9 protein-coding genes are annotated in these 13,377 nt (G+C 46.3%); 1 reads left to right on the forward strand and 8 read right to left on the reverse strand.

Annotation, left to right across the window (positions count from 1 at the left end; translation table 11 throughout):
* Positions 1-210 precede the first annotated feature (210 nt).
* Positions 211-783, forward strand: a complete 573-nt coding sequence (locus tag D1614_RS10625; RefSeq protein ID WP_119437910.1) for an RNA polymerase sigma factor — start codon at positions 211-213, stop codon at positions 781-783.
* Between the two features lie 174 nt (positions 784-957).
* On the opposite strand, the gene D1614_RS10630 is transcribed toward D1614_RS10625, so the two are convergent.
* The 8 genes from D1614_RS10630 to D1614_RS10665 all read right to left on the reverse strand — a co-directional run bounded on the left by D1614_RS10630 (position 958) and on the right by D1614_RS10665 (position 13,335).
* Positions 958-2,769 (reverse strand): glycoside hydrolase family 2 protein, encoded by a 1,812-nt coding sequence (locus D1614_RS10630; protein ID WP_119437911.1) that lies wholly within the window; start codon positions 2,767-2,769, stop codon positions 958-960.
* Positions 2,770-2,809: 40 nt separating this feature from the next.
* Positions 2,810-3,736 carry a glycoside hydrolase family 43 protein gene (locus D1614_RS10635; RefSeq protein WP_241558100.1) on the reverse strand — a complete coding sequence of 309 codons (927 nt, stop codon included), beginning with the start codon at positions 3,734-3,736 and terminating at the stop codon, positions 2,810-2,812.
* A 74-nt stretch (positions 3,737-3,810) separates the two neighbouring features.
* On the reverse strand, positions 3,811-5,370 hold the full coding sequence (locus tag D1614_RS10640; protein ID WP_119437913.1) for a family 43 glycosylhydrolase: 1,560 nt from the start codon (positions 5,368-5,370) through the stop codon (positions 3,811-3,813).
* A 50-nt stretch (positions 5,371-5,420) separates the two neighbouring features.
* A complete protein-coding gene (locus D1614_RS10645) occupies positions 5,421-6,533 on the reverse strand; it encodes a glycoside hydrolase family 43 protein (protein ID WP_119437914.1) in 1,113 nt (370 codons plus the stop codon).
* 38 nt (positions 6,534-6,571) lie between these two features.
* Positions 6,572-8,185, reverse strand: a complete 1,614-nt coding sequence (locus D1614_RS10650) for an arylsulfatase (RefSeq protein ID WP_119437915.1) — start codon at positions 8,183-8,185, stop codon at positions 6,572-6,574.
* Positions 8,178-9,254 carry a glycoside hydrolase family 43 protein gene (locus D1614_RS10655; protein ID WP_119437916.1) on the reverse strand — a complete coding sequence of 359 codons (1,077 nt, stop codon included), beginning with the start codon at positions 9,252-9,254 and terminating at the stop codon, positions 8,178-8,180. Before D1614_RS10655 ends, D1614_RS10650 begins: the two co-directional genes overlap by 8 nt.
* A 218-nt stretch (positions 9,255-9,472) precedes the next feature.
* Entirely contained in the window at positions 9,473-11,977 is a 2,505-nt protein-coding gene (locus tag D1614_RS10660) for a glutaminase domain-containing protein (RefSeq protein WP_119438160.1), read from the reverse strand.
* A 437-nt stretch (positions 11,978-12,414) separates the two neighbouring features.
* Positions 12,415-13,335, reverse strand: coding sequence for an endonuclease/exonuclease/phosphatase family protein (locus tag D1614_RS10665; protein ID WP_119437917.1), 921 nt, complete (start codon positions 13,333-13,335; stop codon positions 12,415-12,417).
* Positions 13,336-13,377 lie beyond the last annotated feature (42 nt).

Genomic DNA, 13,377 nt, shown 5'->3' on the forward strand with positions numbered 1-13,377 from the left:
ACACTTGTTCTCCAAATAATTTTTAAAAAATCCTTTCATTAGCCTTATTGTCGTTACTATAAACGTTCATGCGAGTAAAAACCCCTGCTCTGTTTTAAATTTTTTTTAAAAACTCGTTTTTCTATCTTTAGCCTTCTTGCAAAGCAAGGCATTCATCATTAAAGGAAATAAAACATTTTTATACTTTTACATCTCTCTACAAACAATAGAATGGATCAAGCTAAACTGGTAAAACGCTTAATTTCCGGCGATAAGATAGTGGTAAACGAACTGTATGAAAAATACAGTGCCAAGCTTTACCATTTTGCTTTTGGTTATTTAAAATCGGAACCCGATGCTTTAGACATTGTACAGGAAGTATTTGTCAACCTCTGGGAAAACCGAAAAAAGCTCAACAAAGATTCTAATTTAAATGCTTATTTGTTCACCATTGCCAAAAACACCATTATTTCGGTCTTCCGGAAAAAGCTCTCCGAGAAACAATACCTGGAAGATTTAAAGAACAAAGTAGTGGTAAATGCGATAGACACCGAATCGAGGGTGAACTATGATCTTTTAACCGAAAAAATAACTCACCTGGTTGACCAGTTGCCGCCGCAAAGAAAGAAAGTGTATGTTTTAAGCAAAGAAAAAGGCTTTTCGAACCAGGCAGTTGCCGACGAATTGGGGATTTCTGTTAAAACGGTGGAAGACCACATTACCAAAGCCCGCAAATTTTTAAAAGACAACTTGAGCGAGTACGGCTTGTTTGCCCTGCTTTTTATCGAACTTTTTGTTTCCTGAGTTATCCTGAATATTACATCAAAACGATAAGGGAAAAATGTTAGGTTCTGGGAATGTTGAACATTCGCATTTACTGCCTGTGTAAATGCGGTTGACTAAACAAAAAAAATCCCCCGATTTCTCAGGGGAATCTTTCTATTGCCGGATACCAATCCGATTATCTTTTAACCTGTATTAATCTTCCAACACGTTACAAACTTTCTGGTTGATGGCCCGCAGGCGGTCTTCTTCCAGTTTAATCACTTTCCGGTCGTAGGTCATCAGGCCATTTACCTCGCCTTCCACATCGGTAGTTTGTGTGTAAACCGCTGCAGAAAATCCTGATCTTGCCATTTTGATCAGCTGCTCAGCAAACTCAACATATTTATCCGTTACTTCCTTTGAATTTTTAAACTGAACATAGCCCCAGTTTTTGTCGGTCATCCACAGGTGTCCTTCCAAAGCCAGGCCAATGCCGCCGTATTCACCCAAAACCGTGGCACGGCTGCCGTCGTACAAATACATTTCGGGGCCGGGATAATTATGCAGGTCCAGCATATCCCCCACACGGTAATGGTTTCCGCCACTGGCAGGATTTACCAAACGGCTCGGGTCGTGCGCTTTGGTCCACTCCACAATTTCTTCTGTTTTGAACTGTCCCCACGCTTCGTTAAACGGCACCCAGCAAACCACCGAGGGATTCGACATGTGTTCGTCCATAATTTCCTTCCACTCGGCGCGGTAGTTGGCTTCCGATTCAGGCGAACGTTTCAGCTCGGTTCCGTCAAAATACTGGCGGTTTTGCCAGCGCGGGGATTCACCACCGTTAGGCATGTCCTGCCAAACCAGGATACCCAGCTGGTCGCAGTGAGTGTACCAACGAGCCGGCTCCACTTTTACGTGCTTGCGAATCATGTTGAAGCCAAAATCTTTTGTTTTAACAATGTCATATTTCAATGCTTCATCTGTCGGTGCCGTGTACAGTCCGTCGGGCCACCACCCTTGATCGAGCGGGCCAAACTGAAAATAATCCTTGTTATTCAGTTGCAAACGCACAATCCCGTTTTCATCACGTTTTGAGGAAACCTTGCGCATGGCGGTGTAACTTTTCACTTCGTCCACCGCTTTTCCGTTACTGATCAGTTTTACTTCCAGATCGTACAAAAAAGGCGATTCGGGGCTCCACAATTTTGCGCCCGCAACTGCCAGGTCAACCGATTGCCCGGCCACCGCTTTTCCTCTTGATACTACATTTCCGGCATCTTTCAGCACCACTTCATAAATATCGCCGTACGAGGCGCCGCAAATACCTGCATCCACTTTCAGGCTGTTGTTATCGATATCAGGCACTGCAACCACGCTTGTAATGTGCTTTTCAGCGACAGGCTCCAACCACACTGTTTGCCATATGCCCGTAACCGGAGTATACCAGATTCCATGTGGATTTCCAATCTGTTTCCCGCGTGGCTGGTATCCTTTGTCGGATGGGTCCCATACTTTTACCACCAGGCTTTGTTCTCCTGATTTGGCAAGAAATGGCGTTACATCGAACGAAAAAGCATCGTAGCCCCCTTCGTGGTTCCCCACTTTAATGTCGTTCACCCACACATCGGCTTTCCAATCCACGGCGCCAAAATGCAGCAGCACTTTTTTGCCTTTCCAGGCAGATGGAACTGTAAAAGTACGTTTGTACCACAGTTCTTTTTCGGCGCCCACACGCTTCTGCACCCCTGACAAACTTGACTCAACCGCAAACGGAACCAAAATGTCGCCGTCAAACTCTCCGGGTTGTGCTTGCCCCGCGGCTGTAATTGCATACTCCCACAAACCATTCAGATTAAGCCAGCCGGAGCGTTCCATCAAAGGACGGGGATATTCGGGCAAAACATTGTTTACATCGATTTTATCAGCCCACGAAGTTTTAATTTTATCGCCGGCAGGTTGCCACTGGGCAAATACATTCAACGAACCAACAAGCATTAACAGACTTAAAATTCTCTTCATCATTTTTTAAAGGTATTAGGTGTTTTAGATTCAATAAACTCTTTTACTTCAGCGGTCTTTCAGATACTCCTTCAAAAGTAATTTTTACCGGTTTAATAAGGCCATTCTCGTCAAAGTACATCCGATCGATGCAGGTTTCGCGGTGGTTCCCGTCGGTTTCGCCCAAAGGCCGGCGATGATACACAATGTAATATTCATCGGTCCCGGGAACTTGAATCACCGAGTGATGCCCCGCTCCGGTTGCCACATTCGGGTCTTGCTTCAGAATCTTTCCGATTCTGTTGAACGGACCAAAGGGTGAGTCAGCAATGGCATAAGCCACGCTGTAATCGGGACCTGTCCAGCCACCCTCGCTCCACATAAAATAATACTTGCCGTTGCGGATAAACATAAACGGACCTTCCACATAACCTTCCGGTGTAATTTCCTTAAAAGTGGTACCATCGTCGAAAGGAACAAACCCGGTAAAATCGTCCTTCATTTTGGCAACGTTGCAATGCCGCCAGCCGCCATAAAACATGTAATACTGGCCATCTTCATCCTGAAAAACAAATTGATCGATGGGTTGAGCGCCGTTGTGAAATTTATCGAGCAGCGGTTTGCCGAGGTAGTCTTTGTAGGGGCCTTCGGGCCGATCCGCTACGCCAATCCCGATTCCGCCTTCCTCGTTATCGTTTTGAATATCGTTGGCTGCAAAAAACAGGAAATACTTGTTGTCTTTCTGAACAATCGCCGGTGCCCACATTGCACGCCAGGCCCATTTTACTTCGGTAGTGTCAATAATTCGTTCATGCTTTTCCCAGTTTACCAGGTCGCTTGAAGAAAAGCAGTCCATAAAAACCTGTTCGTTGTAAGGCGCTGAATACGTCGGAAAAATCCAGTATTTATCGCCGAAAACAATTCCTTCGGGATCGGCATACCAACCTTCAAACACCGGGTTATGGTTGTTGCCCGTTCTTTTTTGTGCCATTCCCGTGAGGCACAATAACATAAAAGAGGACAGAAGTATAAAATGCGAAATCTTGTACATACTCATATTTTCCTTTAATTATAGTGATACTTTATTGTTACTGATGAAAAGTGAAAAGCGTTTTTACCGCCTCCCTGGGTAATAAAACCAACGCGGGGTGAAAATCCCCATTGAGCCAGAAAGGTCCCGTCAACCTGTTGTTGCTGGTCCACCTGTACCGGAATCCAGTCTTCACCGTTCTCTGACCAGAAGAACTGAAAGTAGCGTCCGGATACAGCTTCGTACTTTAGGAACACTGAAGCCGGTTTATTCAATGTCACCTCCGAAAGAATTTGCTCTTCGCCATTTTTTGCCTGGTATAGCACCAAGTCATTCTGGTCGACTGCAAGGCTCAAGAAACAATTCATATTGCTGTAAATACCGATTCCTGTTCTTCCTTCTGCAGGAATTATCTCTGACACCAGCTCATAATTTCCTTTTTCGGGCCGCAACCCCAGGAAAGAAATACCGCTTTGCTGCGGAGTAATTATCAGTTCACCGTCTGCTACTTTCGCATCAGGTTTCACTCCTATTATGTCCCATTCCAGAAACGATAAAAACTTATTGGTTGAGAAATCGTCTGCAAAAACGGAATCAATTCTTTGTACCGTATTTTCAAACGGAACCGGCGCACTTACCGAAGCCGTGCCGTTCTTAAAATATGGCCAGCCCGTTTCTTCGTTCCAGAACATTTCATCCAGCATTCCCTGCCGCCCGATAAACTCAAAATCAGTGGCATTGTACGAATGGTACATATAAAAATACCGCCCGTCGGGAGTATTCACCAACGTTCCGTGCCCCGTGCAACGCCAGGTTTCTCCTCCCTGCAAAATGGGTTCAGGATTTTGTTCCCAGCCCTCTCTTAAATTTCTGGAACGCGCCACCATAACATGGTAATCACAGCGATTGTCGCAGCAACCACCTGCCGAATACAAAAGGTAATAATAGCCGTTGTGTTTTACCAGACACTGGCCTTCGTGTCCCGGGCCTTTCCAGCCTTTTGATTGATCGGTCAGCGAAAAATGCCCGCCTTTTAAACTCAATCCGTCTTCGCTTAATTCAGAAGCTAAGATTTCAATCTCGCGGCCTTCGGTCAAACCATATGCTTTCCAGGTAATGTAGAACTTTCCATCCTCATCCTGAAATACAAAAGCATCAATGGCCTCGTCGCCCCACTCAATAATAATTCCGTGATCGGTAAATCCTTCATAAATATTTTTTGTGCTAGCCACTCCGATGCAGGCAATTCCGGTGTCTTTCCGTTTAGTGGTGTAATACACAAAAAAAGTCCCGTTTTTATAATACAGTTCGGGGGCCCAGAAATCTTCCGAAGACCAGGCAGGCGGCTCGCTAAAAACGGCACCAATTCGCGTCCAGTTGATCAGGTCCTTCGATTCGTATAACGGATAATTGGGGACAAAATCATTGCTGGTTCCGGCGGCATAATACACATCCCCCACCCTGATAATCGTGGGATCGGGGAAATCTCCTTTAATAACAGGATTTTGATAAGCTACCTGCTTCCTGTCTTTTTGAGGTGTCGTGCAAGCCGTAAAAAACAAGGCCCCAACTATTAATGTAATAATATGCTTCATGTTGTATTTTCTGAACTATTCTTTATGATCGATCCAAACTTTCGTCATCCTTATTCTTCTTTTGTCGTCGGTCCGTGAACAATCAGTTTTCCATTCGGATCAATCTCCATCGGATCGATAAAAACCACCCGTTCGTCCCCTGTTTTAGAAGTTCTTCCGTGGTACACACACAGCAATGTTTCCCCATTGGGAGCCAGTGTCACCGAGTTATGTCCGGTACCGGTTACCACTCCTCCCTGCTCTACATTTTTCTGCAAAACCGGGTTGTTAGCGGCTTTCTGAAAGGGGCCCAAGGGTGAATCGGAAGTGGCATAACCCACCGCGTAGTTCTTCCCGCCAAAGTAATTGGCCGAGTACATGATGTAGTAGGTATCCTTGTTTTTCAGCAGAAAAGAACCTTCGGTCCAGCGGCGGTTTACTTCGCCCGAAGTTACCGAACGGCTTTCCCACTCGGCCTGCTGGTCGTCCATCTTTACCGGGGGACGCAGCAATAGTTTGGGTTCTCCGATAATTCCAGAGAAATCAGCCTGAAGTTCTACCCCGTAAATCCAGCTCTCTTCAATCTCCTGAAACATTCCTTTTTCGCGGGCCCAGTCGGCCACTTCGCTTTCTACCGGATTTTTATAGCAGCAACGCGAATAATACAGGTAAACTTTGTCGTTTTCAAACCAAAGGTTTCCATCGATGACGGGATATCCCGGATCAAATATCGGACGATCCATCAGATCGGTGTAAGGTCCGGTTGGATTGTCGGCAACCGCCACTCCGATGCGAAAGTTTTCGAGTTCGTTGGTGGGATTCTCGCGCCAGTCGGCACTAAACAGCAGATAAAACTTCCCGTCCTTTTCATACAACTCGGGAGCCCAAAAATTGGCGATATTCCACGAATCATCTGTATTTCCCTGGTAAATGCGGCCTTCGTCCTTCCAGTTTTTTAAGTCAGGCGACGAATACATTTTGAAGCCATCTTTTACACCACCGGTGCCAACCATGTAGTACATTCCATCCGATGCTTTCAGAATATACGGATCGCCAAACTCAACGGGTAGCGGGTTGTCCATCGTTAACTTTTCTTTTGCTGGCTGACACCCTGTAACAAAGGTTATTAGCGCCAAAAACAATACATGCGCTAATTCATTTAAACTGATTTTGATTTGTTTCATTATTAGGTTTGATTTAAGTTGATTTCAAAAATATCCGGTTAGCGCACTCCAATGGAATTTGCCCAGCTTTTCCAGGCCTCGTCCATTTCTTTCACTTTCTCCGGAAGCTCAGCCGAAAGATCGTTGGTTTCCGTATGATCAGCTGCTAAGTTAAACAACTCCCACTCCCGGTTGGGCAGTGCCGACATTTTCCAGTCTCCCATGCGGATGGCTCGGCCACCTTCGTGCTCCCAATACAGCGTATCGTGTATCGATTCTGTTTCGTTAAAAAGCAGGGGCAACAGGTTTTTCCCCACGGGGGGCACCGCCTTTCGGCCGTTAACCGTTTCCGGATATGTGCTCCCCGAAAGCTCCAGACAAGTGGGTAAAATATCGATTACGTGCGCCAAGCCACGGTTGATCGTATTCTCCTGTTGTTTGAGTTTAGCCGGCCAGTGAACAATAAACGGAGTGGCACTCCCTCCTTCATACGATTCCTTTTTCCAGTAGCGAAACGGTGTGTTGACCGCACTCGCCCATGCATTTCCGATGTAATTCCAGGTGGTTTCGGCTCCCGGATGATCCGAATTGTACTCGATAATGGTAGAATCGCGTGTAAATCCGGGTCTGTCAAAACCGGGAGGATAGCCCCGTTCGTAAGAAGCCCCGTTGTCGGAAAGTACAAAAATGATGGTATTGTTGTATTGTCCGGTAGCCTTCAACTTTTCAATGATCTGGCCAATCCCCTGATCAACCCGGTCGACCATTGCCGCATGCACCGACATACAAGCTGCTTCGTATTCCTTCCGCTCACATTCGTCCCATTTTCTACCCGACGAGTTTTCAGGAAGCGGGTAAGTTTCACGGTCGATCAGCCCCAGCTCCAGCATTCGGCTGTAACGTTTTTCGCGCAAAACCTCCCAACCTTCGCTGTAAGTATCCTTGTATTTTTCAATGTCTTCCGGGAGTGCGTGCAAAGGCCAGTGCGGTGCGGTATGCGCCACGTACAAAAAGAACGGTTGGTCGTCCCTGCTGTAATCGTCAATCAAATCAATTGATTTTTGAGTGATAAAATCGGTCATATAAAAATCATCCGGGACTTCTTTTATCGGCTCTTCGTTGTGCACCAGGCTAAAAGGATCGAAGAAGTTTACCACGCCCCAAATAACTCCCCAATGTTCTTCGAAACCCCGGTTGCACGGATAGTTTTCAAGCGGAGAAAAAGGGCCGTAATCCACCTGGTGAGCCATCCAGCGAAGCTGCTCCACCGGATCGTTTACCGGTTTGGTTTGCGACAAATGCCATTTCCCGGTCATGCCGGTGCGGTAGCCGTTTTCCTTTAACACTTCGGCAATGGTAGCGGTATTCATCGCCAGGTTTACGCCCATACCGTTAATGCCCGCCACCTGCGGATACTGCCCGGTAAGCAAAGAGGCTCGTGTTGGGCAACACCGGGCGCAGTTGTGCATTTGCGTAAAACGAACCCCCTCTTCCGCCAGGCGATCAATGTTGGGAGTTTGAATCTCTCCACCATAGCATCCCAAATCAGAATACCCCATGTCGTCCACCATCACAAGCAGAATATTGGGGCGCTCATCTGTTTTCTTTTCCGGCACGGAGCAGCCAGCAAACACTGCCGCCCAAAAAATAAACAGCCAATTTAGTTTATTCATTTTTTTTAGCTTTTTCTATTTCCATTTCCCCCGATGGACGTTTCAACGGCTCACCCGCTTTAACAGCTTCCCCAAAGTTGGGAGTTCCGTCGGTGTTCCAGGTAAACGGCTGCATGCGCACGTCGCGGTTCCAACCGGGCTCTGTTCCTTTTTTTGAATGATAAATAATCCAGTCTTCACTTCTGTCGGGTGATTTTACAAACGATACATGCCCCACTCCGTGAACGGCTTGGTTTCCTTCGAATACCGGCCCTTGTTTTTTCCAGCTTTCAGGATTCAGCGGATCGGCATCCGCACTTTTTAGTTCCAACATTCCCTGGCGGTATTCTTTTAACCACGACTCGCGACACGAGTAAACGATAAACACCCGATCGTTCCGCATTAAAACCTGTGGTCCTTCGTTCAGGTTAAGAGGTCCCCCGGTTTCCCAGCTTTCTTCGGGCGACGAAAGCAACACCCTTTTCCCCTTTAAAGTATAAGGATTTTCCATCTCCTGAATGAATAAATGCTGGGGAGTGGCATCGGTATCCATTTGTTTCAGCCAGCCCGACCACAAGGCGTATAATTTCCCCCGATGTTCAAACACCGTCATGTCGATAGCCCAAACGTTTTTCGAAATATCGCTGGGATCGTCACCGGTATTCAACATCCCCATGTCTTCGTACTCGCTGAAAACATCGGCTGTTTTTGAGCGCAAAACGCCGGTTCGCTGGTGAATAAAAGGCGGCCCTGATTCGCCGGCAGCATAATACACATACCAGTGCCCCTCAATAAAATGAATTTCAGGTGCCCAAACACACGATTTATTCCAGCCGGTTTTGGGAGCGCTCCATATTTTGCGGTTCTCCCCGCGTTGAGTAAGCAGTTTTGAACGTGACACTGAAATGCCATTGTTGGCCGAGAAACAATAAACGTACTCATCGCCCTGTTGGAGAATCCAGGGATCGGCTCCTTCCCAAACCGGATTGGTAAAAGTGTTTTTCACATCTTGTTTTGACGCAGCATCCGGTTCCGAATGCCCCAACAACATCAGGCTACCAATTACAAGGTACAAAAGTCTGAATCCCATATTCTTGATTTTAAGTTTCGTTTAATCTATTTCTCAATTCTATCAGATGTTTGTTATAATCTATTCAAAGTACCACTTCTTTCTGAAATCGGTAAAAGGGACAATAATTTGTCCCTTTACCGATTCAGTTAAGTGGCCAACTGCCACTGGCAGAAAACAAATATCCATTTTCTCCTTTCGAATAGGCATCGAAACGGGAGAAATATTATTGCTAAGTCTTATTTCTCGAGCATCTTAATAAAATATCCGCCAACCACCGAGCGAGCCTGAAAACCAACCTGTGTTGCTGTAGGTGTTTCGTACCAGTCGGACATTGGCACACGGTCAGGCGTTTCGGTTACAAATCCATACAGCGGATCGATAAACATTTGAAACGTTTCGTTATCATTTGCTAAAGTGGCTGTCCAAACAACCCAGTCTGATTTTGTATATGTTCTGCGGTTGTCGAGCGGCAAGCCGTATTTGTTTTGTTTGGTCAGGTAGTAGGCAATTTCGGTTTGCGCTACTTCCGGAGGAAAAATACCCAGGTTGAGCAGTTTGTCCCAAACCAGGTTGTATTTCTGACTCCAGGTTCCGGGCTGGTCAAAAGTAAGGCGGTAGTGATCGCCGTCATCCGCCATTTTCATCCACTCCTGTGCCATACTTTTTGCTTCTGAAGTGTATTTTTCTGCTACGTCAGTTTTGCCCAGCATTTCGGCCAATTTTCCGTACCCGGCAATTCCCATAATGGCTTTTGTTGAAAGGTTTACATTATGTGCAAAATGCCCGGCAAAGTCGTCGGTACAAAGCTGGTTATCCGGATCCAAACCGTTTTCAAGCAAATAATTGGCCCAGGTTGTCAGCACATCCCAGTGTTTGGCGGCATAATCGGCGTTTCCTTCCATGGCAGCAATTGCAGTGGTTAAAATCACCATGTTCCCACATTCTTCCACCGGCATGTCGCCCCCGTAAGTCTGTCCGTTGGCAATGGGGTAGGTACCCACATCGTGCGCGGCAAACGGTTTCGCCCATTTTCCACTTTCCGAATAATAGAAAATCGGATTGAGCATGCCTTTCAGCAGTTCCGGATTGTATTTCAGAAACAAAGGAGCCGATGGATAAGTAACGTCCACCGTACCAATGGATCCGTTGCTAAAGTTTTCTTTTGAAAGAAAAAGCGTGTTGCCTTCGGTGTCTTTCACAAGTTTGTGCGCAGCAATCGACTGGCGGTAAGCCAGCAAGCACAAACGTGCATATTTTTCGCCACCGGCCGCTAAAGCCTCTTCATAAATTTTTGCATCGGCCGCATCGCAGCGTGCCATAATGTTTTCGTAGTCTTTGGCCGCTGCCGTCAGCGCCTCGTCAATTGTCACCTGGCCATCTTTTGTCCACCAGGCCTTCAGGTTCTTTTCGAAATACTGAATCGATTCAATATCGTCGTAAGCCAGCATTACGTAACCGCTTGCCGGTTTATCCGAAACTTTTCCAACAGCATCGGTACACGCCAGTACCGGCATTGAGTTCGACATAACTGCTGTCATTTTATCCAACCGGCTATTTATTTTACCACCTTCTGCAAACGATTTCTTCATATCCACAAAATCGCCGATTGCAATTGTTTTATTGGCTGCCCCGGGTGTTGCCAGGTAGAAATAACCCCAGTCGATGCGCACGTTGTCGCCTTTCTTTTGCAAAATGGGTTGTTCGATAGTTCCGGTTTTTGCCACGCTAAGGTTTGCAATTTTGCCGGTGGTTACTTCCACTTCCTGGTTCAATTCGTTTACTGCCCATTCGGGAGTCGTCTCAAAGTAAACTTCCACATCGTGCGCTTGTCCGTCGTTTGAAACCACCTGGTAATTGATGTAATTTACCGGACGCGAAAGCAGGTCCAGGTCATCCATCAATAAAGGAGAAACAAACTCCACCTTCAAATCGACCGGGCCGCAGGTAAAATCATATTTGGTTTGAGTGGCGGTCATCTTCACACTGTTTTGAACCGCAGTTTGCGCAAAAACAGGCTTTTCGTCGCTTTCTCTGAAAATGCCAAAATCAACATAAGCCAAACCACCGCGGTCCCAGCAATGCGCGGCAATGGTATTTTTCCCGTCGGCATTCAACAAACTTTTGTCGAGTTTTAACACCACATTGCTTTTGGCGCGGTTCCCGGTATTGATGATTTCGGTTCCGTTCAGGTACAACTCAAAATCGTCGTCGTGCGAATAGATCAGGTACAATTCGCTATCGCTGCTGATTGCCGGCAAAGTAAACTCGCGGCGCACCCAAATATGCGGACTTGTCCACGAGGTGCTTGTCTCGCCGGAGTTAGGCGTACCAAAAGCAGCCTTTCCACTTGTCCACGAGGCATCGTTAAAACCTGGTTTTTCCCAGCCTGAAGCAGGCTCTTTGGTCACATATTTACCTTCCCAGGCTTCGTATTTGGCGCTTGGCAGCACCGGTTGAAGCGGAATTTCTTCTTTCCCCAGGAAACGATACGTTTGCCCGTCCACACGGATGGCGCCGATCAGCGAATGGTTTTTACCCGTCCAGTGTTTTACCGGCGTATCATATAAATTATCGGAAGTTGACCACGCGCTGGTATAGGGATCGATCGTAATCAGCGGGTAAGCAGGAGCTCTGAAACTTTCTCCCTGTTCAACCGTTACAGATGTCGCAGCAGACTGACAACTTTGCAACAGTACTCCTGTCAGTATAAAAGCAATACAATAGAAAAATATTCTGTTCATTTTAATTAAAAGATTTTTTGAAACAGATTCGGCTCTTCCGCCAGAGTTGGTTATGCTCATTAAATAAATTAGCTGGCCGAATCGTCTCATCATTATTTATCAGATTTTGTTGGTCGTATTTTGGTTAAAAAAGCAAATCAGTTTTTACTTTTCCGACTTATTCAGTCTCTGTTCTCCGGGCTAAATCCATGGCTTTACACAGCCAGGCATCCACCGGGGAGAATTGTTGATATAGGTTAAAATATTCATCTCGCAGGTAAATCAAACCGTTATTGCCGGTTCCTGCGTTTAACATTTCTCAAACTTACAATAATGTTCCTAAAATGCTTCGGAGCAATCATGCATTTCGCTCCGAACTCATTTCAGACAATTGTCCGGAGCCAGTCTCTCTCCTTTTATGGCATACATTAAAAAAGACCGACTCCGGTTTTTTTATTCTATTTATCAAAACTCAAGACTACTTTCACCGGATAATGATCGGAAGGCGTCCGTGCCTCGTATTTCCTCAGCGAAACCTCCTGCGGAAAATTTCCTGACTTTTCCGACTTACTCTCAGCAATTTCAGTTCTGTAGGTATCGGTTAAAACGCCGTAACGTTCTACTCCAAAACCGGGGCTGACAAACACATGGTCAATCCGGCTGCCGGTAAACATATCGGGTTTAAAGTTATTGAAGGTACCGTTTAAGGCATACCTCACTTTGGCAGCTTCATAGGCATCGTTCAGCAAGTCCGATCCTGCCAGCACCGCGTAGTTCGGGCTGTGCTGATCCACATTGAAATCACCGGTCAGAATCACCGGCTTGTCGCCGCACATTTCGGTGATTTTCTTCAAAACCAGTTTCGCGCTGTTTTTTCGGGCTTCCACTCCAATGTGGTCCATGTGCAGGTTGAAAAAGTAAAACTCAAACCCGTTTTCGCGGTCTTTGAATTTTACCCAGGTACAAATCCGTGGCAAAGCTGCATCCCATCCTTTGTTGGGGCGATCGGTGATTTCCGACAACCAGAAATTCCCGGATTCGAGCACTTTAAACTTGTCTTTCTGATAAAAAACCGGGGCATACTCGCCTTTGGTTTTACCATCGTCGCGGCCAACACCCACATAGTCATAGCCGGGGAGACCGGCAAGCATATCGAGTAACTGGTCGTGCAATACTTCCTGCGCTCCGAAAATCTCGAAATCGTTAAAGCGGATTAAGTCGCAAATTACCGGGCAACGCTGTTTCCAACCGTTTCCTTTTACCGAGTCGGAAGCATTGTGGTACCGGATGTTAAAAGACGCAACGGTCAGTTCTTCGGCCTTTACTTGCTGAGCACCGACCATAAAAAGCACTAAAAGCGCCCACAGGATCTGTTTCATGTTGTTAAAATTATTATTTGAACTATTCTCCCTAAAGTTCGT

Source organism: Maribellus luteus (assembly GCF_003576475.1).
Taxonomy (GTDB): domain Bacteria; phylum Bacteroidota; class Bacteroidia; order Bacteroidales; family Prolixibacteraceae; genus Draconibacterium; species Draconibacterium luteum.

Excerpts from the sequence above, each read along its gene's own strand:
- D1614_RS10625 (WP_119437910.1), top strand. The coding sequence starts at position 211 with ATGGATCAAGCTAAACTGGTAAAACGCTTAATTTCCGGCGATAAGATA.
- D1614_RS10630 (WP_119437911.1), bottom strand. The coding sequence starts at position 2,769 with ATGATGAAGAGAATTTTAAGTCTGTTAATGCTTGTTGGTTCGTTGAAT.
- D1614_RS10635 (WP_241558100.1), bottom strand. The coding sequence starts at position 3,736 with ATGGCACAAAAAAGAACGGGCAACAACCATAACCCGGTGTTTGAAGGT.
- D1614_RS10640 (WP_119437913.1), bottom strand. The coding sequence starts at position 5,370 with ATGAAGCATATTATTACATTAATAGTTGGGGCCTTGTTTTTTACGGCT.
- D1614_RS10645 (WP_119437914.1), bottom strand. The coding sequence starts at position 6,533 with ATGAAACAAATCAAAATCAGTTTAAATGAATTAGCGCATGTATTGTTT.
- D1614_RS10650 (WP_119437915.1), bottom strand. The coding sequence starts at position 8,185 with ATGAATAAACTAAATTGGCTGTTTATTTTTTGGGCGGCAGTGTTTGCT.
- D1614_RS10655 (WP_119437916.1), bottom strand. The coding sequence starts at position 9,254 with ATGGGATTCAGACTTTTGTACCTTGTAATTGGTAGCCTGATGTTGTTG.
- D1614_RS10660 (WP_119438160.1), bottom strand. The coding sequence starts at position 11,977 with ATGAACAGAATATTTTTCTATTGTATTGCTTTTATACTGACAGGAGTA.
- D1614_RS10665 (WP_119437917.1), bottom strand. The coding sequence starts at position 13,335 with ATGAAACAGATCCTGTGGGCGCTTTTAGTGCTTTTTATGGTCGGTGCT.